This window comes from Lacisediminihabitans sp., from assembly GCF_036404185.1.
In the GTDB taxonomy this organism is placed as follows: domain Bacteria; phylum Actinomycetota; class Actinomycetes; order Actinomycetales; family Microbacteriaceae; genus Lacisediminihabitans.
This window is the reverse complement of record NZ_DASWPB010000110.1, coordinates 14538-39490: the sequence shown is the minus strand read 5'-3', so window position 1 is coordinate 39490 and position 24953 is coordinate 14538. Positions and strand designations below refer to the sequence as shown.

The following is a 24953-nucleotide window of genomic DNA, read 5'->3' as shown; positions in this document are numbered from 1 at the left end:
AACTCCTGTTAGGTCTGGGGGATTGCCATTAAGTCTACGACCTCGCGGGCCGCCTGTCCGACTTCGGTGTTGACGACCTTGTAATCGAACTCGTCCTGGGCCGCCAATTCGATCTTCGCCGTCTCCAGCCGTCTGGCCTGTTCGACCGAGTCCTCCGTACCGCGACCGATGAGCCGGCGCACCAGTTCCTCCCAGCTCGGCGGGAGCAGAAAGACCAGGACGGCCTCCGGCATGGCGCGTCTGACCGACCGTGCGCCCTGCAGGTCGATCTCCAGCAGCACGCTCTTGCCCTCGGCGAGGGCGTGCTCGATCGGCGCCCTGGGAGTGCCGTACCGATGGGCGTTGTGCACCGTCGCCGTCTCGAGCATCTGACCGGTCTCGATCAGCCGATCGAACTCGTCGTCGCTGACGAAGAAGTAGTTGACCCCCTCGATCTCCCCCGGCCGCGGAGGGCGCGTCGTCGCCGACACCGACAGGTGGACGCCGGGATAGTTCTCCCTGATGTAGGTGGAGACCGCTCCCTTGCCGACCGCCGTCGGCCCGGCCAGCACGACGAGCCTCGCCCGCACCGGTTCGGCAGCACGGTTCTCCCGCGCCCTGAGCCATTCGAGCAGCCGGCGACGCTGCCGGACGCCGAGGCCGCCGACCCGCTTGGAGTCGGCGATGTCCAGCCGCTCCATGATCCTCGCCACCCGGGTGGGGCCGAGGCTCGGGATGCTCGTCAGCAGCTCCCGCACCCTCAGGCTCGCCTCAGGCAGCGCGGCCGTGGGGTCGGCCCAGGCGGTCTCCACGACGTCGATCGGGCTGCGTTCCCTGTCGTGTACCGACTTCTTCACCGCGGCGCGGGCGCGGCGTGCCGCAACGGCCGCGTGGGCCGCCGCGGCGCGGTCGACGTCCGGGGGCGCTACCCGCGGCACGCGAGCACCTCCAGCGCCTGCTCCCGCACGGCCGCGGAGACACCGTCGGGACCCGCCCCGAGGATGCTGCGCGAGGCCGACACGATGGTCGCGGGGGCTGCTGGCCCGTACAGCGCATTCAGATCGGAATACCGGGCCCCCTGGTGTCCGAAACCCGGGGCAAGGACGGGGGTGGAGACGGCGCCGCCGAGCGGCGACAGGTCGATCCCGAAGTCCGCGAAGTCCACCGTCGCCCCGAGCACCAGCCCGATCGAACCGTGCTCGCCGGCAGCATGCTCTGTGTTCCACCCCGTCACGCCTTCGACGATACTCGCAGCGAGACCGGAACCACGGCCCGGCCCGGTGGAGACGGTCGCGGTCTGCACCTCGGCGCCCTCCGGATTCGAGGTGGCGGCGAGCACGAACAGTCCCTTGCCGTTCTCCTGGGCGAGCCGCATCGGGGCGGCGAGCGAGCCGAGACCCTGATAGGCGACGGCGGTCATCGCATCCGCCTCGAGGGGGCCACCCGGCGTGAGCCAGGCCTGGGCGTATGCCTCGACGCTCGTCCCGACGTCACCGCGTTTGACATCCGCGATGACCAGCAGGCCGGCCTGACGGGCGGCGGAGAGCACCGCCTCGAGCGCGGCGTACCCGGCGGAGCCGTGACGCTCGAAGAAGGCCACCTGCGGCTTGACGATGCCCGCGGACCCCGCCACGGCATCCACCACCCTCAGGCCGAACTCCCTGAGGCCGGCGGCGCTGTCCGGCAGCCGCCAGTCCCCGAGCAGGTAGGGGTGCGGATCGATGCCGACGCAGAGCTGACCCTGGCCGGCGAAGACGGCGGCGAGGCGGTCTCCGAAGGCGGGGACGGCCTCAGGCACTCAGTGCCGCCAGCCGGTCGGCGCGCTCGATCGCGTAGTCCTGCAGCGACTTCACATCGAACCCATCGCCGATCACCTCGATCGAGGCGACCGCCGCCCCGAGCTGGGCGATGGTGGTGAACAGCGGCAGGTCGGCGGCGACCGCGGCGGCCCGGATCTCGTAGCCGTCGACCCTGGCGCTTCGTCCGCTCGGCGTGTTGATCACGATGTCCACCTCCGAGCGGTTGATCAGATCGACGATCGACAGGGATCCCCGCACGGCCGCCTCGCCCTGATCGTACTTGCGCACCACCCTCGTGGTGATCCCGTTCCGGCTGAGAACCTCCGCCGTCCCGACCGTCGCCAGGATCTCGAAGCCGAGCTGCTGCAGGCGCAGCACCGGCAGGACGATCGCCCGCTTGTCCCGGTCGGCGACCGAGACGAAGACGGTGCCCCCGGTGGGCAGGCCGCCGTATGCGGCCTCCTGGCTCTTGAGGAAGGCCCTCGGGAAGTTCGAGTCGATCCCCATGACCTCCCCGGTGGAGCGCATCTCCGGGCCGAGCACCGAGTCCACGATCTGTCCCGCCTTGGTGCGGAAGCGCTTGAACGGCAGGACCGCCTCCTTGACCGCGACCGGGGAATCCATCGGCACGACCGAGCCGTCGGCGGCCGGCAGCATGCCGTCGTCGATGAGGGACCGGATGCTGCGGCCGACCATGATGAGCGAGGCGGCCTTGGCGATCGGCAGGCCGAGCGCCTTCGCGACGAACGGCACGGTCCTGGAGGCACGGGGGTTGGCCTCGAGCACGTAGAGCACACCCGCCCCGATCGCGAACTGCACGTTGATGAGTCCGCGGACGCCGATCCCCCTGGCGATCGCGAGGGTCGCATCACGCACCGTGGCGATCTGATCGCGCCCGAGGGTGACCGGCGGGAGGGTGCAGCTGGAGTCCCCCGAGTGGATGCCCGCCTCCTCGATGTGCTCCATGACGCCGCCGACGTAGAGCTCCGTGCCGTCGTAGAGCGCGTCGATGTCGATCTCGATCGCGTCGTCGAGAAAGCGGTCGACGAGCAGGGGATGGTCGGGACCGACGATCCCCTGGCCGGCGACGCGGTCGAAGTAGTCCGCGAGCGACGGGCTGTCGTAGACGATCTCCATCCCCCGTCCGCCGAGCACGTACGACGGGCGCACGAGCACCGGGTAGCCGATCTCCTCGGCCACCGCGACGGCGCCGTCGTAGTCGTATGCGGTGCCGTTGCGCGGTGCGACCAGCCCCGCGGCATCCAGGATCCCCTGGAACAGCCCGCGCTCCTCGGCGAGGTCGATGGCCGCCGGCGTGGTCCCCAGGATGGTGACGCCGTTCGCCTCGAGGCCCTTCGCGAGACCCAGGGCGGTCTGCCCGCCGAGCTGCACGATGACGCCGACCAGTTCTCCGCTCCGGCTCTCGGCGTGGATGACCTCGAGAACGTCCTCGAGGGTCAGCGGCTCGAAGTACAGCCGGTCGCTCGTGTCGTAGTCGGTGGAGACGGTCTCCGGATTGCAGTTGATCATGATCGTCTCGTAGCCCGCGTCGGACAGGGCGAAGGAGGCGTGCACGCAGGAGTAGTCGAACTCGACGCCCTGGCCGATGCGATTCGGCCCAGAGCCCAGGATGACGACCTTCCGCCGGTCGCTCGGGCGCACCTCGGTCTCGAGGTCGTAGCTCGAGTAGTGGTACGGGGTCAGCGCGGGGAACTCGCCGGCGCAGGTATCGACGGTCTTGTAGACGGGACGCAGGCCGAAGGCATGCCGGATGGCGCGCACCTCGTCCTCGTCGAGCCCGCGGAGCGCGGCGATCTGCGCGTCGCTGAAACCGTGGTCCTTGGCCAGGCGCAGGAGCGAGGCATCCAGCGGCCGGAAGGAGGCGACCTCGTCGGCGACCTCGTTGATGAGGACGATCTGGTCGATGAACCAGGGGTCGATCTTGGTGGCCTCGAAGACCTCGGCGACGCTCGCGCCGGCCCGCAGCGCCTGCTGGACGGTGACGATCCTGCCGTCCGTCGGGACGGCGGCGATCCGGAGCAGCTCCGCCCTGTCCCCCGGTGTGCCGTCCCAGTGGAAGCTGCTGCCCCGCTTCTCGAGCGAGCGGAGGGCCTTCTGCAGAGCGGTCGAGTAGTTGCGTCCGATCGCCATGGCCTCCCCGACCGATTTCATGGTCGTCGTGAGGGTCGCGTCGGCGGCGGGGAACTTCTCGAAGGCGAACCGCGGCACCTTGACCACCACGTAGTCGAGGGTGGGCTCGAAGCTCGCCGGCGTCACCCCGGTGATGTCGTTGGGGATCTCGTCGAGGCGGTAGCCGATGGCGAGCTTCGCGGCGATCTTGGCGATCGGGAAGCCCGTCGCCTTGCTCGCCAGGGCGGAGGACCGGGAGACACGAGGGTTCATCTCGATGACGATGACGCGGCCGTCCGCCGGGTCCACCGCGAACTGGATGTTGCATCCGCCGGTGTCGACGCCGACGGCCCGGATGATGTCGATGCCGATGTCACGCAGATTCTGATACTCGCGATCGGTGAGGGTGAGCGCGGGGGCGACGGTGATCGAGTCGCCGGTGTGGACCCCGACGGGATCGACGTTCTCGATCGAGCAGACGACGACGGTGTTGTCGGCCGTGTCCCGCATGAGCTCAAGCTCGTATTCCTTCCAGCCGAGGATCGACTCCTCCAGCAGCACCTCGCTGCTCGGGCTCTGGTGCAGCCCGTCGCCGACCATGCGGACCAGCTCCTCCCGCGTGTGCGCGAAGCCGGAGCCCAGACCGCCCATGGTGAAGGAGGGACGGATGACGAGCGGGTAGCCGAGGTCCTCCGCGAAGTCGACGGCCTCCTCGATCGTGTGCGCGATGTGGCTGCGGGCGACGTCGGCGCCGGCGTCCAGCACCAGCTGCTTGAAGATCTGCCTGTCCTCCCCGCGGTTGATCGCCTCGAAGTTCGCGCCGATCAGCTCGACGCCGTATTTCTCGAGGATGCCGTGGTCGTGCAGCTGGATCGCCGCGTTGAGGGCGGTCTGGCCGCCGAGCGTCGGCAGGATGGCGTCTGGACGCTCCTTGGCGATGATCGTCTCGATCACCTGCCAGGTGATCGGCTCCACGTAGGTCGCATCGGCGAAGTCGGGATCGGTCATGATCGTGGCAGGGTTGGAGTTGATCAGGATGACCCTGACCCCCTCCTCGCGCAGGACCCGGCAGGCCTGGGTGCCCGAGTAGTCGAACTCGCAGGCCTGGCCGATGACGATGGGGCCGGAGCCGATGACCAGGACAGAGGTGATGTCGTCGCGCTTCGGCATTACTTGTTTGCTCCCTTGGCGACGATGAGGTCGCGAAAACGGTCGAAGAGGTAGTTGGCGTCGTGGGGGCCGGCGGCGGCCTCGGGGTGGTACTGCACCGAGAACGCCGGGATGTCGAGGGCGTTGAGGCCCTCCACCACGTCGTCGTTGAGGTTGACGTGGCTCACCTCCACCCGCCCGAAGCCCGCGGGAGAGTCGAAGACCCCGTCCCTGGGGGCATCCACCGCGAAGCCGTGGTTGTGGGCGGTGATCTCCACCCGCCCCGTCGCCCGGTCGAGGACCGGCTGGTTGAGGCCGCGATGGCCGAAGGGCAGCTTGTAGGTCTCCAGTCCGAGGGCGCGCCCGAGCAGCTGGTTGCCGAAGCAGATACCGAAGAAGGGCAGCCCCTCTCGCAGCACGGTCTGCAGGAGGGCGACGTGGTCGTCGGACGCGGCGGGGTCGCCCGGGCCGTTCGAGTAGAACACGGCGCTCGGTCGAAGGGCCAGGAGCCGCTCCGCCGTCACGTTCTGCGGGAGAACGTGCACGTCGAGGCCGCGGCCGGCGAGGTGGCGCAGGGTCGACTCCTTGACCCCGAGGTCGAGCACGGCGACGGATCCGATCCGCTCGCCGACGGCGGGGACGGTGACCGGCTCGGTGACGGACACCCGGGCGGACAGGTTCAGGCCGGTCATCTCCGCGCCCGCGCGGACGATCCGCAGCTGCTCCTCGTCGGTCAGCTCGGTCTCGGCGCCGGAGAAGAGGCCGGCCTTCATCGCCCCGGAGTCGCGCAGGCGCAGCGTCACCGCGCGGGTGTCGATGCCGCTGATCCCGACAACACCCTGCTCGAGCAGCCGGTTCTCGAGGCTGGCCGTGGCCCGGAAGCTCGAGACCACCCTGGAGGGGTCGCGGACGACGAAACCGGCGACCCAGATGCGCCTGGACTCCATGTCCTCCTCGTTCATGCCGGTGTTCCCGATGTGGGGCGCCGTCATCATCACGATCTGGCCCGCGTACGAGGGATCGGTGAGGGTCTCCTGGTAGCCGGTCATGCCGGTCGCGAAGACCGCCTCGCCGAGGCTCCTGCCGCGGGCGCCGTAGGCGAGACCCTCGTAACGGGTGCCGTCCTCGAGCACGAGGGCGGCCGGTTCGAATCGGCTCATTTGGTTCCGCTTCCCTGAATCGGTGTCTGCTGATTCTGACTCGCCTGCGCTTCCCCGGGCGAGGCCCCTTCTCTCGTTCCCGTCCCGGTTGACGCGCCGAGCTGCAGCGCCCGGACGGCCTCGATCAGCCGGGCGGTGTCCTCCGGGTCGACCAGACGCAGATAGCTGTCGACGGCCACGCCGCCGAGGGTCCAGGCGACGAGCGCGAGCCCGTCGGACTCCACCACCCGGTCGATGGTCCAGGTGGCGCGGTCGGCGTCCCTGAGGTCGGCGACCGGCACGAACGCATCCGGCTCTCCGGCGATCGACAGCACCAGGCCGCCCTCGACGAGGCGCACGGTCGCCCTGCCGCGGAATCCCAGCCCGGAGACCGCGACCCGGTTGAGCGGCTCTCCGGCGATCGTGGTGGCGACGTAGAAGGCCTCCACCTCAAGCAGCTCCGCCCCGGGGTTCGCGGGCACCGCGGCGGGCCGGGGAAGGGCCGCCTGGCGCCTGCCCCGCGCCCGCCAGCCGAGGTACATGCCGACGAAGGCGAGCAGGATCACCGCGATGACGATCGTCGTGGACGCTGTTCTATCCATGCTGCGCTCCCGAGTGTTCTGCGACGGTGGTGACATCCACCAGTTCCCCGTCGAGCACGGTCGGATAACCGCCGTGGATCGTCGTGATCACACGACCGGGGAGCCTCGTGGAGAGGTAGGGCGAATTGATCCCCTTGCCGCGGAGGCTGTCGAGGCCGAAGAGCCGGCTCGCGGCGGGGTCGTAGAGGGTGAGCTCCGCCGGGGCGCCGACGGCGATTCCCCTGTCGTAGCCGGCGAGGCCGCCGATCCGCGCGGGAACCCGGGAGAACACCCTCGCCACATCGGCCCAGTCGAGCATCCCGGTGTCGACGACGGAGGCCTGGACGACCGACAGGGCGGATTCGAGGCCGACCATGCCGAAGGCCGCCGCCTCCCACTCGCAGTCCTTCGCCTCGACCGGATGCGGGGCATGATCGGTCGCGACGATGTCGATCGTCCCGTCGGCCAGCCCGGCACGGACCGCCGCGACGTCCTCATCGCGGCGCAGCGGCGGGTTCACCTTGTACCTCGAGTCGTAGCCGCTCGCCAGCTGTTCGGTCAACAGGAGGTGGTGCGGGGTCACCTCCGCGGTCACGTCGATGCCCCGCGCCTTCGCCCAGCGCACGACCTCGACGGCGCCCGCGGTCGACAGATGGCAGACGTGCAGCCGGGCGCCGACATGCTCGGCGAGCAGGACGTCGCGGGCGATGATCGCCTCCTCGGCGACGGCCGGCCAGCCCGCCAGCCCCAGCTGACCGGACAGCGTCCCCTCGTTCATCTGCGCGTTCTCGGTGAGGCGCGGCTCCTGCGAGTGCTGGGCGATCACCCCGCCGAAGGTCGCGACGTACTCGAGCGCACGGCGCATGAGCAGGGCATCCGAGACGCATCTGCCGTCGTCGGAGAAGACACGCACCCGCGCCCGGCTGCCCGCCATGGCGCCGATCTCGGAGAGCGCCCTGCCCTCGAGGCCCAGCGTCACCGCTCCGACCGGCCGCACGGTGACGTAGCCCGCGGTCTCGCCGAGGGACTGCACCTGCTCGACCACACCGGCGTTGTCGGCGACCGGGGAGGTGTTGGCCATCGCGTGCACGGCCGTGAACCCGCCGATCGCGGCCGCCCGGGACCCGGTGAGCACCGTCTCGCTCTGTTCGAACCCCGGCTCGCGCAGATGGGTGTGCAGGTCGACGAGACCGGGGAGGGCGAGCAGGCCGTCCGCGGAGATCGTGGTTGCGCCGGCCGAGCTGATCGACGGGGCGAGCTCTGCCACGACACCGTCCCGGATCAGGATGTCGCTCCTCGTGCCGTCGTCGAGGGTCGCCGACCGGATCACGATCGTCTCGCTCATGACCCAGTCCTTTCCTTGGCGATCGGCCGCTCGCCGGCCAGGGCGAGGTACAGCACGGCCATCCGCACCGAAACCCCGTTCGCCACCTGCTCGAGCACCGTCGATCTCGACGAGTCCGCGGCTCCTGCGGAGATCTCCAGCCCACGATTCATCGGGCCGGGGTGCATAACCATGCTATCCGGGCGCAGGCGTGCCACCCGCTCGTCGTCGAGGCCCCACTGCCTGGAGTACTCCCGGGCGTTGGGGAAGAAGGCCGCGTGCATCCGCTCCGACTGGATGCGCAGCATCATCACGACGTCGGGACCCGCGGCCAGCGCGGCGTCGAGGTCGTAGCCGACGGTGACGGGCCACTCCTCCACGCCGATCGGCAGCAGCGTCGCCGGCGCCACGAGCGTCACCGAGGCGCCGAGGGCGGTCAGCAGCCAGACGTTCGACCTGACGACCCTGGAGTGCAGGATGTCGCCCACGATCGTGACGGTGAGGCCGTCGAGATCCCTGCCGCGCGCGCCCCGGCCGTGCAGGCGCCGCCGCATCGTGAAGGCGTCGAGAAGCGCCTGGGTCGGATGCTCGTGCGTGCCGTCCCCCGCGTTGACGATGGCCGCATCGATCCAGCCGGAGCGGGCGAGCACGAGCGGGGCCCCGGAGGACGGATGGCGGATGACCACGGCGTCCGCACCGATGGCCGCGAGGGTCTGCGCGGTGTCCTTGAGGCTCTCTCCCTTGGAGACACTCGAGCCCTTGGCGCTGAAGTTGATGACGTCGGCGCTCAGGCGCTTCGCCGCGGCCTCAAAGGAGATGCGGGTCCTGGTGGAGTCCTCGAAGAAGAGGTTGACCACGGTCTTGCCGCGCAGGGTCGGCAGCTTCTTGACCTCGCGGTCGGAGACGTCGGCCATGTCCTCGGCGACGTCGAGGATGGTGACGGCCTCGGCGCGGTCGAGGTCCCTCGTGCTGAGCAGATGCCTCATTCCCCCGCCCCCCGTGCCGGCGCTTCCTCGATGGCGACGTATTCGTCTCCGTCGTTCTCGACCAGATGCACGTTGATGCGCTCGTTCTGGGCGGAGGGCAGGTTCTTGCCGACGAAGTCCGGCCGGATGGGCAGCTCCCGATGCCCACGATCGACCAGCGCGGCGAGACGCACGACGGCGGGACGCCCGATCGCCCCGAGGGCGTCGAGGGCTGCCCTGATGGTGCGACCCGAGTAGAGCACGTCGTCGACAAGCACGACCGTCCTGCCGTCGATGCCGCCGGGCGGCACCCTCGTCGGTGAGGGCGCCCTGGTCGGGTTGCGACGCAGGTCGTCGCGGAACATCGTCACGTCGAGGGAGCCGACGGCGATGGGGGCGCCGGAGAAGTCGGCGAGCAGGGAGCCAAGGCGGCCGGCGAGGGTCACTCCCCTGGTCGGGATTCCGAGGATGACCAGGTCGTCCGGACCGCGATTGGACTCGAGGATCTCGTGGGCGATCCGGGTCATGGCCCTGCTGATGTCAGCTTGCTGAAGCACGGTGCGTGCGGGCAATCCGACCTCCTTCCCCGCCTCTCTGGACGGAAATTAAAGGATGTCTGTTGGGACAACTATACCGACGCATCGATCGACGACCGCGGTGAACCGGGCGAACCGGGACTCGCCTGTCACCAACTGCGCTCCGCCGGCCTCCGGAGAGCAGTTCGTGACAGGCGAACGGCGGGCGGGGTGGGGCCGGCGGCGCGCCGGTCAGACCCTGGTCTGCGCGATGCGGCCGAGCAGCCCGTTGACGAAGCCGGCGGAGTCCTCCGTGCTGAACTCCTTCGCGGCATCCACGGCCTCGGAGATGGCGACGCCGTCCGGCACGTCGTCGTTGAACATGAGCTCCCAGATGCCGATGCGCAGGATCGCCCGGTCGAGCACGGGCATCCGGCCTATCGTCCAGCCCTGGGCGTACGTCTCGATGAGCTCGTCGATCTCGTCGCCGTGCTCCGCGATGCCCTCGATGATGGTCCGCGCGTAGGTCCAGGAGGCCCAGCGGTCCGGCTCCTTCCGCGCGCGCTCCTCCTCCATGGCGATCGCGGCGTTGAGGGAGATCTCCCGCAGGTCCGCCCCGTAGAGGAGGTCGATCGCGCGTTTGCGGGCCTTGGTCCTGGCACCCACTAATTCACGCGGCCGAGGTAGCTGCCGTCGCGGGTGTCGACCTTGACCTTGGTGCCCTGCTCGAGGAACAGCGGCACCTGGATCTGATAGCCGGTCTCGACGGTCGCCGGCTTGGTGCCACCGGTCGAGCGGTCGCCCTGCAGGCCCGGCTCCGTGTAGGTGATCTCGAGGGTCACCGAGGCGGGGAGCTCGACGTAGAGGGGGACGTCGTTGTGCAGCGCGATGGTCACGCTCTGGTTCTCGAGCATGAAGTTGGCCGCGTCGCCGACCTGGGCGGCGGTGAGCGTCACCTGGTTGTAGTCCTCGACGTCCATGAACACGAATCCGTCGCCGTCCTTGTACAGGTACTGGAAGTCGCGGCGGTCCACGGTCTCGGTCTCGATCTTGGCGCCGGCGTTGAAGGTGCGGTCGACGACCTTGCCGCTCATGACGTTCTTCACCTTAGTGCGCACGAAGGCTCCGCCCTTGCCCGGTTTGACGTGCTGGAACTCGATGACCGTCCAGAGCTGTCCGTCCATGTTGAGAACGACGCCGTTCCTGATGTCAGCGGTTGAGGCCATGACTGTAGTTCCGTTTCCGAGAAGATGAGCTGCGAAGGGTCGCGCCGCGCGTGGCGCTACTCGACCAGCGACAAAGTCTACCGGCTAACCGAGCAGCCGGTTGATGGCGTCCAGCGCGAGCAGGTAGGAATCGAATCCGAAGCCGGCGATGACCCCCGTCGCGACCGCGGAGATCACGCTGGTGTGGCGGAACTCCTCGCGGGCGTGCGGGTTGGAGATGTGCACCTCGACCAGGATCAGACCGGCCTTGGTGACGAGGGCCGCCGCGTCACGGAGCGCATAGGAATAGTGGGTGAAGGCTGCCGGGTTGAGGATGACCGGGCTGGCCGTGTCGACGGCCTCGTAGAGCCATCCGATGAGCTCCGCCTCGTCGTTGGTCTGCCGCAGGTCGATGCGATGGCCGGGGGGTGCCTCGCGCTCGAGCTCGGCGCGGAGGTCCTCCAGGGTGCCGCTGCCGTAGACATCCGGCTCCCGGCTGCCCAGCCTGCCGAGGTTCGGACCGTTGAGAACGAGGATGCTGCTGCCCATGGTGATGAGCCTATCGTCGCCTCCCCCGGCAGGGCAGCGTCGTCACGGCGCGCTGAACCCGCCGTCGGACTTCAGCAGCTGGCCGTTGATCCACTGCCCGTCCTCGGAGAGCAGGAAGGCGACGAGTGATGCCGTGTCGGCCGGCCTACCGCCGCGGCCCGCCGGAGTGCGTTCGAGCACCCAGTCGCGCACCTCGTCGGTCATCCATCCCGTGTCGACCGGACCGGGATTGACGAGGTTCGCGGTGATGCCGAGCCCCGCGAACTCCCTGGCGGCGGCAAGCACCACCCGGTCGAGTGCGCCCTTGCTCGCCCCGTAGGCCACCTCGTCGTGGATCGCGTCGCTCGTGAGCGCGACGAGGCGCCCGGCTCCGGTGGAGCCGGCGAATCTGCGGCCGAATTCGCGGATCAGCAGCCAGCTGGCCCTCGCGTTCACCGCGAGGTGCCGGTCGAAGCTCTCGATCGTCGTGTCGAGGAGTCCGCCGTTCACGCTCTCCGCGTGGCCGAGCACGAGGGCGGTCACCGGTCCGAGGGTCTCCGCGAGGTCGAAGATCGAGGTCGCGACGTCCACCTGGGCGAGGTCGACGTCGAGGGCGACCGATCTGGCCCCCAGCTTCCGCAGGCCGTGCTCGATCTCGCGGATGTCGTCCGCGCCGCCGTTGACCCTGGTGTCGTAGTCCGAGCAGTAGACGAAGGCCAGGTCCCACCCGTCCGTCGCCAGTCGTTCCGCGATGGCCGCCACTATTCCGGCGCGCCGGCCGAGCCCGGTGAGAAGAACCACGGGTCGAGAATCCGTCATTCTTCGAACCTAGCACCCGGCCGCACGCCGCGGCGGTCCGGTACGCGCGGTGGCCCGTCGCCGCGAAGAACCGTTGCGCGCGGTGTTTTGTCGTCGCCGCGGGCATAAATGTCCGGCGCGCTGACGACAAAACACCGCGACGTCGCCAGGCGGCGGGCTACAGGCGGCGGGCTACAGGCGGCGGGCTGCAGGGAGCCGGCCGCCGGGGTCAGAGGCCGATCTCCTGGTAGGCGGCGAAGAGCAGGCTCTCGTCCGGACCGGTGAGGGTGGTCGGCCTCGCCACGTCGTCGAGCACGATGAACCGCAGCAGGCTGCCCCTGGCCTTCTTGTCCCGCTTCATGACCGAGAGCAGGGTCTGCCAGCGTCCGGCGGGATAGCCGACCGGAAGCTGCAGGGAGGTGAGGATGCTGCGGTGCCGGTCGACGACCTCGTCCGACAGCCGGCCGGTCAGCCTGGCCAGCTCGGCGGCGAAGACCATCCCGACGGACACGGCCGCGCCGTGCCGCCACTGGAACCGCTCCGCGTATTCGACGGCGTGACCGAGCGTGTGACCGTAGTTGAGCACCTCCCGCGGGCCGGCCTCCCGGAAGTCCGTGCCGACGACCCTCGCCTTGATCCCGATCGAGAGCTCGACCATGCGCCGGAACTCCTCGCTGTGCGGATCGGTCGCGACCTCCACGTCCCGTTCGAGGTGATCGAGGATCTCCGGCTCCGCGATGAACCCGTACTTGACCACCTCGCCGAAGCTGGCGAGGATCTCCATCCGGCTGAGGCCGTCGAGAAGGTCCAGGTCGACGATCACCCCGGCCGGGGAGTAGAACGCACCGACGAGGTTCTTGCCCTCGGCGGTGTTGATGCCCGTCTTGCCGCCGATCGCGGCGTCGACCATGCCGAGCAGGGTGGTGGGCACCTGCACGAGACGCACCCCGCGCAGCCAGGTCGCGGCGACGAATCCGGCCAGGTCGGTGACCGCCCCTCCCCCGAAGCCGATCACCGCATCCGTCCTGGTGAAGTCGGCCTGCCCCATGACCTGCCAGCAGAATGCGGCGACCTCCACCCGCTTGCCGCTCTCGGCGTCGGGGATCTCCGCCAGGAGCACCTCGTAGTCGCCGAGGAGGCTCTCCCGGAGGGCCGTCGCCCTGGCGGCGAGGGTCGGCGGATGCACGATCAGCACCTTCCTCGCCTCGGTCCCGATGATCGTGGGCAGCGTATTCAGGATTCCCCGTCCGATCGAGACGTCGTATGGGCTCTCGCCGGACACCGTGATGGTGGTGATGGTCATCGTTCTTCTTCCCTGACCCAATCGGCCATTTCCGCGGCGATCTCGTCGATCGCCCTCCCGGAGTTGTCCCAGCGGCGGCGCGCCAGCCGCTCGTAGATCTCCCTGCGGGACTCGACCAGGCGCTTCCAGTCCTCGATGCCGCCGGCGACGAGGGGCCGCACGGAGTCGGCGATGCGCTCGGCGACCGCCTCCGGGCTGACGGTCACCAGCGCGACCCGCTGCCGGGCCAACCGCTCCTGGGTCTCCGGGTCGAGGATCGCACCGCCGCCGAGTGAGACGACGGCCTCCTCGCCGAGGGCGCGGGCCACCTCCGCCCGTTCCAGGCTCCGGAAATGCGACTCGCCGTGAACGGCGAAGATCTCGGCGATCGGCCCGTGCGCCGCCACGATCCTCCTGTCCGTGTCCACGAAGGCGGTGTCCAGGAGTCGGGCGACCCGCTTGCCGAGCCGGCTCTTGCCAGCACCAGGCGGGCCGATCAGCACGAGGCGCGGCGCCGGATCGCTCACGAGCCGAGGTCGGGATCCGAGGCCGCTCCGGTCCGCAGGTTGGCGGGGATCGCCGCGAGATATCCGTCGAGGTTGCGTCTCGTCTCTGCCAGGGAGTCGCCGCCGAACTTCTCGAGCACGGCGTTCGCGAGGACGAGCGCGACCATGGCCTCGGCGACCACGCCGGCCGCAGGCACCGCGCAGACGTCGGAACGCTGGTGGTGCGCCTCCGCCGCGGCGCTCGTGGCGATGTCGACGGTGCGCAAGGCGTGCGGAACCGTCGAGATCGGCTTCATCGCCGCCCGCACCCTGAGCACCGTCCCCGTGCTCATCCCGCCCTCCGTGCCGCCGGCCCGATCGCTCGAGCGGACGATGCCGTCCTCGGTCTGGAAGAGCTCGTCGTGCGCCGCGGAGCCCCGACGGGTCGCGGTGAGGAAGCCGTCGCCGACCTCCACCCCCTTGATCGCCTGGATGCCCATGAGGGCACCCGCAAGCTGGGAGTCGAGCCGCCGGTCCCAGTGGGTGTAGGAGCCGAGCCCCGGCGGCAGGCCGTAGGCGAGGACCTCGACGACGCCGCCGAGGGTGTCACCGTCCTCGTGGGCCGCGTCCACCTCCGCCACCATGCCGGCCGAGGTGACCGCGTCGAAGCACCGCAGCGGGTCGGCGTCGAGGGCCGCGACGTCCGCCGGACGGGGAAGGGCGGTGCCCTCCGGGACCCGCACCGAGCCGATGGAGAGGGTGTGGGAGACCAGCTCGATCCCGAGCCCGGTCAGGAAGGAGCGTGCGACGGCGCCGAGGGCGACCCGCGCCGCCGTCTCCCTGGCGCTCGCGCGCTCGAGCACGTTCCTCGACTCCTCGAAACCGTACTTCTGCATGCCGACGAGGTCGGCGTGACCGGGACGCGGTCTGGTGAGCGCGGCGCCGCGGCCCTTGGGAAGCATCTCCGGATCGACCGGTTCCGCGCTCATCACCTCGACCCAGCGTGGCCATTCGGTGTTCCCGATGCGCAGCGCGATCGGGCTGCCCATGCTGAGGCCGAATCGCACCCCGCCGCTGATCGTCAGGGCGTCCTGCTCGAACTTCTGCCTGGCGCCGCGACCGTAACCGAGGGTGCGGCGATGCAGGTCCGCGCGGATGGCCTCCATCGAGACGGGGACGTCCGCGGGCAGTCCCTCGAGGATGGCCACCAGTTCAGGACCGTGCGATTCCCCAGCGGTCAACCAACGAAGCATGGTGTTAATCCTCGCACAGCCGCGTCTCAGGCGTTCGCCGGCAGCTGACCGACCGCGGCACGCATGGCGTCGAGCACGGATGCCTCGCCCCGCAGCCTGCGCGACGGCGAGCCGCCCACGAAGATGCGCACCTGCATGATTGCCTGGTAGACCAGCATGTCCAGCCCGGAGAGCACTCGTCCGCCCGCCTCGAGCCAGGACGCGGCGAGCGGGGTCGGCCACGGGTCGTAGGCGACGTCGAAGAAGATGGCCGAGCTCCTCGTGCGCCTGTCGAAGTCGAGCTCGAGCTCCGCGCCGCCGGGAATCGTGCTGATCACGGCGTCGGGGACGATCCCGTCGTCGACGGCGCCGAGCGGATCCGCCTGCAGGTCGACGTGGAGCTGTTCGGCGAGGTCGAGCAGGCCGAGCAGCTTCTCCGGCGATCGCGCCGAGACGGCCACCCGCTTGGCACCGAGCGCCGCGACCGCGGCGACGGCCGATGCGGCGGTCGCTCCCCCGCCGATGATGCGGACAGAGCGCAGCCTGGTGATTCCCGCGGAACGGAACGCCTCGGTCATCCCGTAGACGTCGGTGTTGAATCCGCGCAGCCCGGTGGAGTCGAAGAGCACCGTGTTCGCGGCGCCGGTCAGCTCGGCGAACCTGTTCCGCGAGTCCAGGAGCGGGAGGACGTCGCGCTTGAGCGGCATCGTCAGGGACAGCCCGCGCCAGTCCGGCGTGCACGATCCGATGAACGCGGGAAGGCCCGCCGTCGTCATCTCGATGGCCTCGTACTGCCAGGGCAGACCGAGTACCCGGTAGGCGGCGGCGTGGAGGGCCGGCGACTGCGAGTGGGCTATGGGCGATCCGAGGACGGCCAGCCTGCGGGGTTCGACGGTCATCCGTCGAAGCCGGGATGCGCTTTCAGCCACGCCTGCCACTCCTTTACCGCGGCGTTGTGCTCCGCAAGCGTGGTCGAGAACTTCGTCTCACCAGTCTGGCCGTTCACGAGCACGAAGTACAGCCACGGGCCGTCGGCCGGATGCAGGGTCGCTGTGATCGCGGCGTCCCCCGGGTTCGAGATCGGGCCGACCGGCAGCCCCGGATTGGCGTACGTGTTGTACGGGTTGCTCTTGTCGGCCCGCTCGGCGTCCGTGGTCGAGATCGTCGTGCCGCCCGCGCCGTAGCTGACCGTCGCATCCGACTGGAGGTTGATGCCCTGCGCGAGACGGTTGTCCCAGACCCTGGCGACCTTGTAGAAGTCCGCGGTGCTTCCGCCCTCCTTCTGCGTGATCGAGGCGAGGGTGAGGATGCGATGGCGGTCGGTAGGCGCGACGCCGTCGGCGTCGAGATGGGCGAACATCGTCTGGACGAAGGTGTTGATGATGTCGTGGGCGCTCATCCCCGGGTCGAGGGTGTACGTGGCCGGGAACAGGTAGCCCTCGAGGCTCGGTGCCTCGGCGGGAAGGCCGTACGAGGTGTAGTCGTCGACCGCCGCCTGGATCTGCTCCCGGCTCACGCCCGTGCTCTGGCTGAGGTCGGCAAGCGCCGTGACGACCCCCTTGAGGGTGATGCCCTCCGGGAGCAGCACACGGGTGAGGACCTTGTTCTTCGGGTCCTGCAGGGCGGAGAGGGCGGCCTGCGCGCTCATCTGCTTCTTGAGCGAGTAGCTGCCCGGCTCGAAGGCGACACTCGGATGCTTGAGTAGCAGCTGGTAGAAGGCCTCGGAGGTCTTCGTGACCCCGGCGGAGGCGAGCGTCTTGGCCACGTCGCCGCCGATCTGGCCGTTCTTGATGGTGATGACGACCTTGCCGGTGCCCTGACCGGTGTAGTCGATGGGCTCCTCCCAGCCGAGGACGTGTCTGATCTGGGGTTCGAAGGTCAGCCAGACCGCCGTCGCCCCCCCGGCCAGGAGCACGAGGATGGTCAGCAGCACCCAGAGCCAGGTCAGCCGTCGTCGCGGTCGGCGGGGCGGCAGGCCATGATCGTCGACCCGCCGCGGCCTGGTGCCCTGACGCTCGCGCAGCTCGCGACGGCTGGTCGGCGCCGCCTGCCCGCGGGGAACATCGCCCTGGGGCGGCTGGGAATCGAAGATCTCGTCCCAGGATGGGTCATCTGCCACGGCTTAACGTCCTTCGTCCGGGTCGACGATCACGCCGGGGGGTCTTCCGCCGGCTCTCTCGACATCGAGGGCATGTTGCAAAATTATCACGGCCGCCGCCTGATCGATGACCGACCTGGAGTGCCTCGTGTCCCGGCCGGACGCCCTCATCGCCCGCTGGGCCGACACCGTGGACAGGCGCTCGTCGATCATCCGCACCGGCAGGTCGGTCGCCGCCGCGATCCGTGCGGCGAAGTCGCGGGCGTCGCGGGTGGACGCCGTCTCGTTGCCGGAGAGCGCGAGCGGCAGGCCGACGACGAGCTCGATGGCCGCACGCTCCGCGGCCTCGGCCAGGATCGCGGGCACGTCCCCGTCGCCGCGGGGCACCGTCACGACGGGCGTCGCCAGCATCCCGTGGGGATCGCTCATCGCCAGCCCGATGCGGACCGTGCCGACGTCGATCCCGAGGCGGACGCCCGGTCGCATCCTCAGCCCCGGGCGGCGGAGACGATCGCCTCGAGCGCCGCGGGGATCGCCCCGGCGTCCGAGCCGCCGCCCTGCGCGAGATCGTCCTTGCCCCCGCCCCCTCCGCCGAGGATGCCCGCCGCCGTCTTCGCGAGCGCGCCCGCCCTGAGCCCGCGCTGACGGGCGGTCTCGTTCGTCGCGACGATGACGGCCGGCTTCCCGGCGACGGTCGCGGCAAGCGCGACGACAGCCGGATCGGAGCCGAGACGCCCGCGGACGGTCGTGACGAGGCTGCGCAGGTCGTCGGCGGAGTTCAGTGCGCCGAGGTCGCTGACGAGGAGGCGCAGGTCACCCTGTCTTGAGACGGCCTCAAGCAGCGCCGGTATCCGTTCCATCAGGGCGGCGGCCTCGAACTCCGCGATGCGCTTCTCCGCCGCCTTGAGGCTCGCGACGAGGTCGGCGATCCGGTCGGGCAGCTGTTCCCTCGGCGTCTTGAGGTTCGCCGTGAGCTCGTTCACGATGGCCCGCTCGGCCGTCAGGTCGCGGAAGGCCTCGAGGCCGACGAGCGACTCGATCCTGCGGTTGCTCGACCCCACCGAGGACTCGCTGATCACGTTGATGAGCCCGATCTCCGAGCTGCGGCCGACGTGGGTCCCCGCGCACAGCTCGAGGGACCAGGGGCCGCCGATCTCGACGACCCGCACGGTCTCGCCGTACTTCTCGCCGAACAGAGCCATGGCACCGAGGGCGCGGGCGTCGTCGAGGGGCATGATGCGGGTGGAGACCTCGAGGTTCTGCCGCACGGCGTTGTTCGCGATCTCCTCGATCTCGCTACGGGTGGCCGGGGACAGCGGCTTGTTCCAGTTGAAGTCGAGGCGCATGTAGCCGGCACGGTTGTCCGACCCGGCCTGATGGGCGTCGGGACCGAGGACCTCCCGCAGGGCGGCATGGATGAGATGCGTCGCGGAATGCGCCTGCGTCGCCCCCTTGCGGTAATCGGGGTCGACGACGCTGGTCGCCGCCTCCCCGACGCCGACCTCGCCGGAACGGACCTGGACCCTGTGGCTCACGAGCCCCTTCACCGGGCGCTGCACATCGAGCACCTCGAGGTCGAAGCCGATGCCGACGATGCTGCCAGCGTCCGCCTCCTGCCCGCCGGACTCAGGATAGAGCGAGGTCTCGGCGAGGATCACCTCGGCGATGTCGCCGGCCACGGCACGGTCGACGGCCACACCGTCCTTGATGATGCCGAGGACGGTCGTGTCGGTGTTGAGATAGTCATAGCCGGTGAACACCGTCTCGCCCTGCGCCCGGAAGGCGCTGTACACGGAGAGGTCGGCGAGCAGGGTCTTCTTCGCCTTCGCGTCGGCCTTCGCCATGGTGCGCTGTTCGAGCATGAGGGCGTCGAAGGCATCGCGGTCGACGCTCAGGCCGGCCTCCTCCGCCATCTCGAGGGTGAGGTCGATCGGGAAGCCGAAGGTGTCGTGCAGCAGGAAGGCGGTGTCCCCCGGCAGTTCCTTCGCCCCGGCCTTCTGCGTCTTGGACACCGCGAGATCGAGGATGCTCGTCCCGCTCGCCAGCGTGCGTAGGAAGGTCTCCTCCTCCGCGTAGGCGAGCCTGGCGATCCGGTCGTAGTCGGTCTCCACCTCCGGGTACGCGGCCTTCATGGCGTCCCTGGAGGCCGGAAAGAGCTCCGCGAAGGTGGCGGTGTCCACGCCGAGCAGCCGCATCGAGCGCACGGTGCGGCGCAGCAGGCGACGGAGGATGTAGCCGCGGCCCTCGTTGGAGGGGGTGACGCCGTCGGTCATGAGCATAAGGCTGGACCTGACGTGGTCGGCGACCACACGCATCCGGACGTCGTCGTCGTGCACCGCACCGTAGCGACGACCGGAGAGCTCCGCCGCCCGGTCGAGCACGGGGCGCACCTGATCGATCTCGTAGAAGTTCTCGACCCCCTGCTTGAGGAAGGCGACCCGCTCGAGCCCCATGCCGGTGTCGATGTTCTTCTTCGGCAGGTCGCCGAGGATCTCGAAGCTCTTGCCAGAGCCCGGCCCCCGCAGGTACTGCATGAAGACGAGGTTCCAGATCTCGACGTAGCGGTCGTCGTCGGTCGCCGGGCCGCCGTCCGCACCGTAGGCGGGACCGCGGTCGAAGAAGATCTCCGAGCAGGGACCGGCGGGTCCCGGCTGGCCGGTCGACCAGTAGTTGGTGTCCATGCCGAGACGCTGGATGCGCGCTTCCGGCAGCCCGACCTTCTTCCACAGGTCGAAGGCCTCGTCGTCGTCCTGGTAGACGGTCACCCAGAGGTCCTTCTCGGCGAAGCCGTAGCCGCCGTCGGCCTCCGAGCTCGTCAGCAGCTCCCAGGCGTAATCGATCGCCTGCTCCTTGAAGTAGTCCCCGAAGGAGAAGTTGCCGTTCATCTGGAAGAACGTGCCGTGACGCGGGGTCTTGCCGACCTCCTCGATGTCGAGGGTGCGGATGCACTTCTGCACGCTCGTCGCGCGAGGGTACGGCGCGGGCACCAGCCCGGTGAGGTATGGCACGAAGGGCACCATGCCAGCGACCGTGAACAGCAGCGTGGGGTCGTCGCTCACGAGCGAGGCGGATGGGACTACGGTGTGGCCACGCTCGGCGAAGAAGTCGAGCCAGCGCCCACGAATGTCAGCGGTCTGCATGGTGTCCTGGATTAGGGGCCGAACGGAATGCGCGGCCGCGAGATGAGGGTGGTCAGCTCTTGCTGCGGAGGTCGGCGATGACGTCCTCCGCGTCGGCGACGGCCGCCCGCAGCTCCGCCTCACGCGCCTTGTAGCCGTCGACGACGGCGGCGGAGAACTCGCGCGCCCTGCTGTCGACGTCCTCGAAGAACCGCTTGCCCTCCGGTGTCTTGTTGAGCTGATGTGCCGCGACGAAGCCGACGCCCACGCCGACGATGAGCCACAGTAGATTCTTCATCTGGTTACTCCCTGGTGAGTGTGAGGCGGACGCTTCGCGAAAGACGCGTCCTCCAGCTTACTTCGAACGGCCCTTGGGCTTCATTCCCGAGAAGCCCGCGCGCACGGCGGCGGAGAAGCCCGCCAGCTTGATGAGCGGACCGCCGACCGTCGCGGCGAACAGCGCGATGAGCGACGTCACGTTACCGGTCGCCTCGGCGATGCCGCCGGTGATCGTGTCGAACCTGGCGAGCTGCTTGTTCGTCTCGGTGATCGTCGTCGTGGCCTCCTCGAGCAGCGGCGTGACGTTGCCGCTCAGCTCGTGGATGGCCGTTTTGGTCTCGTCGAAGACCCGCCCGAGCTTGATCAGGGGCACGGCCAGGAGTCCCACCAGCACCGCGAAGATGCCTGCCGCGATCAGTCCGGCGATATCGCCACCGCTCATGAGATCCACCACTCCATCCCCGGCCGCGGCGTGCGGCCACGTTCCACTGTAACGACCCGGCGCATCCGCGGACGACAACCCCGTCCGTGCCGCCGGATCTCGGAACCCCGGCGCGTCGCCTGCATGCCCCGCTCCGCACGTCAAAGGATCGAGGAATGGACTCGCTCTCGACCGACCGCCTCACCCTGCGTCCGTGGGAACCGGAGGACAGGGACTTCGTCTTCGATCTCTACTCGCGGTGGGAGGTGCAGCGGTTCATCGGCGTCGTCCCCCGGGTCATGGAAGACCCCGCGGATGCGGACCTCCGCATCGCGCGCTGGCGCGAGCTCGACGATCCGCCGCTCGGAGTCTACGCGGTCGGCCTCGGTGTCGACGGCCCGCTCATCGGGACGATCCTGCTCAAGTCGATCCCCGCATCCGGACCGCAACCGCTGCCCTCCGGCGACATCGAGATCGGGTGGCACTTCCATCCGGATGCCTGGGGTCGCGGATATGCGACGGAGGCGGCGGCAGCGGTCCTGGCCAGGGCCATCGCAGCCGGCCTGCCGAGGGTGGTGGCGGTGACCCATCCGCTCAATTCCGCCTCCCAGGCGGTCTGTCGCCGGATCGGGATGGTTCACGCCGGCCTCACGACGGCCTACTACAACACCACCTGCGAGCTCTTCGTCGCGACCGGTCGTGCACATCCCCCGAAGTGACGAGGCCCTGCCCGGGCGCAGACGGCATTGCCGTTAACGGCGGAAGGGGCCGCGGCGAATGCCGCGACCCCTTCCGAAAGCAGAACGTGACTCAGCGAGCCGCGTAGTACTCGACGACCAGCTGGACCTCGCAGGTGATCGGGACCTCTGCACGCTTCGGGCGACGCACGAGGCGCGCCTGCAGCTTGTCGATCTCGACCTCGAGGTATCCGGGGGTCTTCGGCAGGACATCGACGTGACCGCCGGCCGCGGCGACCTGGAACGGCTCCATGGCCTCGCTCTTCGGGTGGACGTGGATGAGCTGACCCGGCTTCACGCGGAAGGAGGGCCGGTCGACCCGCTGTCCGTCGACGAGGATGTGACGGTGCACGATCATCTGGCGGGCCTGGGCGGTCGTGCGGGCGATGGCCGCACGGACGACGAGCGCGTCCAGACGCATCTCCAGCTGCTCGACCAGGTTCTCACCGGTCAGGCCGGCGGCGCGACGCGCCTCTTCGAACTGGATCTTGAGCTGGGCCTCGCGGATGCCGTACTGGGCACGAAGACGCTGCTTCTCACGAAGGCGGACGGCATAGTCGCTGTCGGTCTTGCGCTTGGTGCGGCCGTGCTCTCCCGGGGGATACGGGCGCTTGTCGAGGTATTTTGCCGCCTTGGGCGTGAGCGGGATGCCCAGTGCCCGCGACAGGCGGGTCTTGCTATGAGTACGTGACTTGGTAGACACGGTTTCCTTTCGGTACGAATCATCGGTCTTCGAGCAGGTGTCCCGGCACACAGGAATGCGGACCGGGAAATCAGAAGAGGGATGTGCCACCGAGGAGCACCCGGCTAAAGAGCGGCTCCCCATCAGGTAATGCTTCCGCAGCAGCCATGCGTGGAAACCCCTGTGGGCTGGTCAATACTAGCAGAATTCCCGCCGTCCGAGCGGAGGGCTATTCCCCGCGGATGATGCGCCGCAGCTTCTCCAGCCTCGCCTTGACGTCCCGCTCGTTTCCGTGCTCCGTCGGCGAGTAGTACCTCGTCGAGCGGAGCTCGTCCGGCAGATACTGCTGGGTGACGACGCCGAGCTCCGAGTCGTGCGAGTACTGGTATCCCTTGCCGTGTCCGAGCCTCTTGGCTCCGGCGTAGTGGGCGTCCCTGAGATGGGGAGGGACCCGGCCGATCTTGCCCGCACGGACATCCGCGATCGCCGCATCGAGGGCCATGTAGGCCGCGTTCGACTTCGGGGCGGTGGCGAGATAGACCACGGCCTCCGCGAGCGGGATGCGCCCCTCCGGCATGCCGACGTACTGGACGGCGTCCGCGGCGGCGACGGCGACGGCGAGGGCCTGCGGATCGGCCATGCCGATGTCCTCCGCCGCGCTGATCATGATCCGGCGCGCGATGAACCGCGGGTCCTCCCCCGCTTCGATCATCCGCGCCAGGTAATGCAGTGCCGCATCCACGTCCGATCCGCGGACCGACTTGATGAAGGCGCTGATGACGTCGTAGTGCTCGTCGCCGTTACGGTCATAGCGGAGCAACGCCCGATCGACCGCCGTCGCGACGATCTCCTCCGTCACGACCGGCCGCTCCTGTCCCGAGGTGGCCGCCGCCGACAGCGCGGCCGCCTCCAGCGCGGTCAGCGCCCGCCGTGCGTCTCCGGAGGCCAGCCGGATGATGGCCGCGCGGGCGGCGGGGTCAAGGTCCACCGTGTCGTTCAGCCCGCGCGGGTCGGTGACCGCGCGGTCGACGAGCACCCCGAGGTCGTCGTCGCTGAGCGCGTTCAGGGTGAGCAGCAGGGAGCGGGACAGCAGCGGCGAGATCACCGAGAACGACGGATTCTCGGTGGTCGCGGCCACGAGGATGACCCAGCCGTTCTCCACCCCCGGCAGCAGCGCATCCTGCTGGGCCTTGGAGAACCGGTGGATCTCGTCGAGGAAGAGAACGGTCGAGACGCCGTAGAGATCGCGGGCGCTCATCGCCGCCTCCATGACCTCTCTGACGTCCTTCACCCCGGCGTTCACCGCGGAGAGCTCGACGAACTTGCGCCCGGAGCTGCGGGCGATGGCCTGGGCGAGAGTGGTCTTGCCGGTGCCGGGCGGTCCCCAGAGGATGACCGAGACGGAGCCCTGCTCACCGGTCTTGTCCGAGGCGAGACCGACCAGCGGGGAACCGGGCCCGAGCAGATGCCGCTGGCCGGCGACCTCGTCGAGGCTCCGCGGCCGCATGCGAACGGCGAGCGGCGTCGCTCCGCCGCGCAGGCCTAGCTGGGCATCCACCATGAAGGCCATCGTAGTTGCGGCCCCCGATATCGCGCTGTTCGATACAGTGCTGTTCGGTACAGTGCCTTGGGGGCATCCCAGCAGTCGATGGAGGACACAGGTGGCACCGAGCAAAAACGCCGAGCGCGAAGCCCGCGAGGCCCGCGATCGTCTGCGCAGGTACAACGCCCGCCAGGCGGTGCACGGGAATCAGCTGAAGCGCAGACGCCGGGACAACCTGTGGGCGATCATCGGGGTCATCGTGGTGGTCGGGCTGGCCACCCTCACCCAGGTCGTCTACTTCACCGCGGGCCCCGGCACACCGGCCCCGTCCGCGAGCCCCTCCGCGAGCCCGTCGGCCGCAGCCGGGGCGAACACCGGCGACGTGCCGTCGAAGACGATCGCAGCCGGTCGCACCTGGACGGGCAAGCTCGGCCTCAACGGCATCACCCTGGGCATCTCGCTCGACGGCAAGAAGGCGCCCCAGGCCGTCTCCGCGGTCATCTCCCTCGCCCAGCAGGGGTTCTACACGTCGACCGGCAGCAGCTGTCACCGTCTGACCACCAGCGACACGGCCAAGCTCATCCAGTGCGGGTCCGTCAACGGCGACGGCACGGGAGACCCCGGTTTCACCTTCGGCCCCCTGGAGAACGTGCCGTCGGACGGCGTCTATCCGGCCGGCACCATCGCGATGGCCCGTGGAACGGGCGAGTACAGCCAGAGCAGCCAGTTCTTCATCACCTACGGGGATTCCACCCTGGCCGACGCGACCGGCGGCTACACGGTCGTCGGGACGGTGACGAGCGGCCTCGATGCCTTCGTCAGCCAGATCGCCGACAAGGGGGTCGCCGACGGGAGCACCGACGGCACTCCGGCCGTTCCGACGAAGATCACGGAACTGACTGTGCAATAGGCTGGTGCCGGTCATTTGCACCGGAGTGACCGTAAGCAGCAAGGGTGAGGCTT

25 protein-coding genes are annotated in these 24953 nt (G+C 69.4%); 2 read left to right on the top strand and 23 right to left on the bottom strand.

Features of this window, described 5'->3' with window-relative positions; genetic code table 11:
* Positions 1-8: 8 nt before the first annotated feature.
* The 21 genes from gmk to VGC18_RS08140 form a co-directional block, all read right to left on the bottom strand.
* Positions 9-917, bottom strand: a complete 909-nt coding sequence (gmk, locus tag VGC18_RS08240; protein ID WP_331096154.1) for a guanylate kinase — start codon at positions 915-917, stop codon at positions 9-11.
* Positions 905-1777 (bottom strand): orotidine-5'-phosphate decarboxylase, encoded by an 873-nt coding sequence (pyrF, locus tag VGC18_RS08235; protein WP_331096152.1) that lies wholly within the window; start codon positions 1775-1777, stop codon positions 905-907. The genes gmk and pyrF overlap by 13 nt, the downstream gene beginning before the upstream one ends.
* Entirely contained in the window at positions 1770-5078 is a 3309-nt protein-coding gene (gene carB, locus VGC18_RS08230) for a carbamoyl-phosphate synthase large subunit (protein ID WP_331096150.1), read from the bottom strand. Before carB ends, pyrF begins: the two co-directional genes overlap by 8 nt.
* Entirely contained in the window at positions 5078-6217 is a 1140-nt protein-coding gene (carA, locus tag VGC18_RS08225; RefSeq protein WP_331096148.1) for a glutamine-hydrolyzing carbamoyl-phosphate synthase small subunit, read from the bottom strand. Before carA ends, carB begins: the two co-directional genes overlap by 1 nt.
* Positions 6214-6798 (bottom strand): hypothetical protein, encoded by a 585-nt coding sequence (locus VGC18_RS08220; RefSeq protein ID WP_331096146.1) that lies wholly within the window; start codon positions 6796-6798, stop codon positions 6214-6216. The genes carA and VGC18_RS08220 overlap by 4 nt, the downstream gene beginning before the upstream one ends.
* A complete protein-coding gene (locus tag VGC18_RS08215) occupies positions 6791-8122 on the bottom strand; it encodes a dihydroorotase (protein ID WP_331096144.1) in 1332 nt (443 codons plus the stop codon). Before VGC18_RS08215 ends, VGC18_RS08220 begins: the two co-directional genes overlap by 8 nt.
* Positions 8119-9087, bottom strand: a complete 969-nt coding sequence (locus tag VGC18_RS08210; protein ID WP_331096142.1) for an aspartate carbamoyltransferase catalytic subunit — start codon at positions 9085-9087, stop codon at positions 8119-8121. The genes VGC18_RS08215 and VGC18_RS08210 overlap by 4 nt, the downstream gene beginning before the upstream one ends.
* Entirely contained in the window at positions 9084-9638 is a 555-nt protein-coding gene (gene pyrR, locus VGC18_RS08205; RefSeq protein WP_331096140.1) for a bifunctional pyr operon transcriptional regulator/uracil phosphoribosyltransferase PyrR, read from the bottom strand. Before pyrR ends, VGC18_RS08210 begins: the two co-directional genes overlap by 4 nt.
* A 195-nt stretch (positions 9639-9833) precedes the next feature.
* On the bottom strand, positions 9834-10247 hold the full coding sequence (gene nusB / locus VGC18_RS08200; RefSeq protein WP_331096138.1) for a transcription antitermination factor NusB: 414 nt from the start codon (positions 10245-10247) through the stop codon (positions 9834-9836).
* Positions 10247-10807 (bottom strand): elongation factor P, encoded by a 561-nt coding sequence (gene efp, locus VGC18_RS08195; RefSeq protein WP_331096135.1) that lies wholly within the window; start codon positions 10805-10807, stop codon positions 10247-10249. Before efp ends, nusB begins: the two co-directional genes overlap by 1 nt.
* An 84-nt stretch (positions 10808-10891) precedes the next feature.
* Positions 10892-11335, bottom strand: a complete 444-nt coding sequence (locus VGC18_RS08190) for a type II 3-dehydroquinate dehydratase (protein ID WP_331096133.1) — start codon at positions 11333-11335, stop codon at positions 10892-10894.
* 42 nt (positions 11336-11377) lie between these two features.
* Complete coding sequence (locus VGC18_RS08185) at positions 11378-12115, bottom strand: SDR family oxidoreductase (RefSeq protein ID WP_331096131.1); 738 nt, start codon at positions 12113-12115, stop codon at positions 11378-11380.
* A gap of 226 nt (positions 12116-12341) precedes the next feature.
* Positions 12342-13415, bottom strand: a complete 1074-nt coding sequence (gene aroB, locus VGC18_RS08180; RefSeq protein WP_331096129.1) for a 3-dehydroquinate synthase — start codon at positions 13413-13415, stop codon at positions 12342-12344.
* The gene (locus VGC18_RS08175) at positions 13412-13921 is read right to left on the bottom strand and encodes a shikimate kinase (RefSeq protein ID WP_331096128.1); all 510 of its coding nucleotides are present in this window, start codon (positions 13919-13921) and stop codon (positions 13412-13414) included. Before VGC18_RS08175 ends, aroB begins: the two co-directional genes overlap by 4 nt.
* Positions 13918-15132: a chorismate synthase gene (gene aroC / locus VGC18_RS08170; RefSeq protein WP_331096126.1), complete on the bottom strand. Its 1215-nt coding sequence runs from the start codon at positions 15130-15132 to the stop codon at positions 13918-13920. The genes VGC18_RS08175 and aroC overlap by 4 nt, the downstream gene beginning before the upstream one ends.
* A gap of 26 nt (positions 15133-15158) precedes the next feature.
* Entirely contained in the window at positions 15159-16040 is an 882-nt protein-coding gene (locus VGC18_RS08165; RefSeq protein WP_331096123.1) for a shikimate dehydrogenase, read from the bottom strand.
* On the bottom strand, positions 16007-17230 hold the full coding sequence (gene mltG / locus VGC18_RS08160; RefSeq protein ID WP_331096120.1) for an endolytic transglycosylase MltG: 1224 nt from the start codon (positions 17228-17230) through the stop codon (positions 16007-16009). The genes VGC18_RS08165 and mltG overlap by 34 nt, the downstream gene beginning before the upstream one ends.
* Before the next feature lie 3 nt (positions 17231-17233).
* Positions 17234-17695 (bottom strand): Holliday junction resolvase RuvX, encoded by a 462-nt coding sequence (gene ruvX, locus VGC18_RS08155; protein ID WP_331096118.1) that lies wholly within the window; start codon positions 17693-17695, stop codon positions 17234-17236.
* A 2-nt stretch (positions 17696-17697) separates the two neighbouring features.
* Positions 17698-20349, bottom strand: coding sequence for an alanine--tRNA ligase (alaS, locus tag VGC18_RS08150; protein ID WP_331096116.1), 2652 nt, complete (start codon positions 20347-20349; stop codon positions 17698-17700).
* Positions 20350-20401: 52 nt separating this feature from the next.
* On the bottom strand, positions 20402-20626 hold the full coding sequence (locus tag VGC18_RS08145) for a hypothetical protein (protein ID WP_331096114.1): 225 nt from the start codon (positions 20624-20626) through the stop codon (positions 20402-20404).
* 57 nt (positions 20627-20683) lie between these two features.
* Complete coding sequence (locus VGC18_RS08140; RefSeq protein WP_331096112.1) at positions 20684-21049, bottom strand: DUF948 domain-containing protein; 366 nt, start codon at positions 21047-21049, stop codon at positions 20684-20686.
* A 155-nt stretch (positions 21050-21204) separates the two neighbouring features.
* Between VGC18_RS08140 and VGC18_RS08135 the strand changes: the two genes are divergently transcribed.
* Positions 21205-21747 carry a GNAT family N-acetyltransferase gene (locus VGC18_RS08135; RefSeq protein ID WP_331096110.1) on the top strand — a complete coding sequence of 181 codons (543 nt, stop codon included), beginning with the start codon at positions 21205-21207 and terminating at the stop codon, positions 21745-21747.
* 91 nt (positions 21748-21838) lie between these two features.
* On the opposite strand, the gene rpsD is transcribed toward VGC18_RS08135, so the two are convergent.
* Together rpsD and VGC18_RS08125 are read right to left on the bottom strand one after the other, a co-directional pair.
* Positions 21839-22468: a 30S ribosomal protein S4 gene (gene rpsD, locus VGC18_RS08130; RefSeq protein ID WP_331096108.1), complete on the bottom strand. Its 630-nt coding sequence runs from the start codon at positions 22466-22468 to the stop codon at positions 21839-21841.
* Positions 22469-22676: 208 nt separating this feature from the next.
* On the bottom strand, positions 22677-24008 hold the full coding sequence (locus VGC18_RS08125) for a replication-associated recombination protein A (RefSeq protein ID WP_331096106.1): 1332 nt from the start codon (positions 24006-24008) through the stop codon (positions 22677-22679).
* 100 nt (positions 24009-24108) lie between these two features.
* Between VGC18_RS08125 and VGC18_RS08120 the strand changes: the two genes are divergently transcribed.
* On the top strand, positions 24109-24900 hold the full coding sequence (locus VGC18_RS08120) for a peptidylprolyl isomerase (RefSeq protein WP_331096104.1): 792 nt from the start codon (positions 24109-24111) through the stop codon (positions 24898-24900).
* Positions 24901-24953: the final 53 nt, after the last annotated feature.

Coding starts and splice junctions, on each gene's coding strand:
- efp (WP_331096135.1), bottom strand. CDS start 10,807: ATGGCCTCAACCGCTGACATCAGGAACGGCGTCGTTCTCAACATGGAC.
- alaS (WP_331096116.1), bottom strand. CDS start 20,349: ATGCAGACCGCTGACATTCGTGGGCGCTGGCTCGACTTCTTCGCCGAG.
- VGC18_RS08190 (WP_331096133.1), bottom strand. CDS start 11,335: ATGGGCAGCAGCATCCTCGTTCTCAACGGTCCGAACCTCGGCAGGCTG.
- aroB (WP_331096129.1), bottom strand. CDS start 13,415: ATGACCATCACCACCATCACGGTGTCCGGCGAGAGCCCATACGACGTC.
- VGC18_RS08145 (WP_331096114.1), bottom strand. CDS start 20,626: ATGAAGAATCTACTGTGGCTCATCGTCGGCGTGGGCGTCGGCTTCGTC.
- VGC18_RS08125 (WP_331096106.1), bottom strand. CDS start 24,008: ATGGTGGATGCCCAGCTAGGCCTGCGCGGCGGAGCGACGCCGCTCGCC.
- VGC18_RS08135 (WP_331096110.1), top strand. CDS start 21,205: ATGGACTCGCTCTCGACCGACCGCCTCACCCTGCGTCCGTGGGAACCG.
- ruvX (WP_331096118.1), bottom strand. CDS start 17,695: ATGCGACCGGGCGTCCGCCTCGGGATCGACGTCGGCACGGTCCGCATC.
- VGC18_RS08215 (WP_331096144.1), bottom strand. CDS start 8,122: ATGAGCGAGACGATCGTGATCCGGTCGGCGACCCTCGACGACGGCACG.
- aroC (WP_331096126.1), bottom strand. CDS start 15,132: ATGCTTCGTTGGTTGACCGCTGGGGAATCGCACGGTCCTGAACTGGTG.
- VGC18_RS08220 (WP_331096146.1), bottom strand. CDS start 6,798: ATGGATAGAACAGCGTCCACGACGATCGTCATCGCGGTGATCCTGCTC.
- carA (WP_331096148.1), bottom strand. CDS start 6,217: ATGAGCCGATTCGAACCGGCCGCCCTCGTGCTCGAGGACGGCACCCGT.
- VGC18_RS08140 (WP_331096112.1), bottom strand. CDS start 21,049: ATGAGCGGTGGCGATATCGCCGGACTGATCGCGGCAGGCATCTTCGCG.
- carB (WP_331096150.1), bottom strand. CDS start 5,078: ATGCCGAAGCGCGACGACATCACCTCTGTCCTGGTCATCGGCTCCGGC.
- VGC18_RS08210 (WP_331096142.1), bottom strand. CDS start 9,087: ATGAGGCATCTGCTCAGCACGAGGGACCTCGACCGCGCCGAGGCCGTC.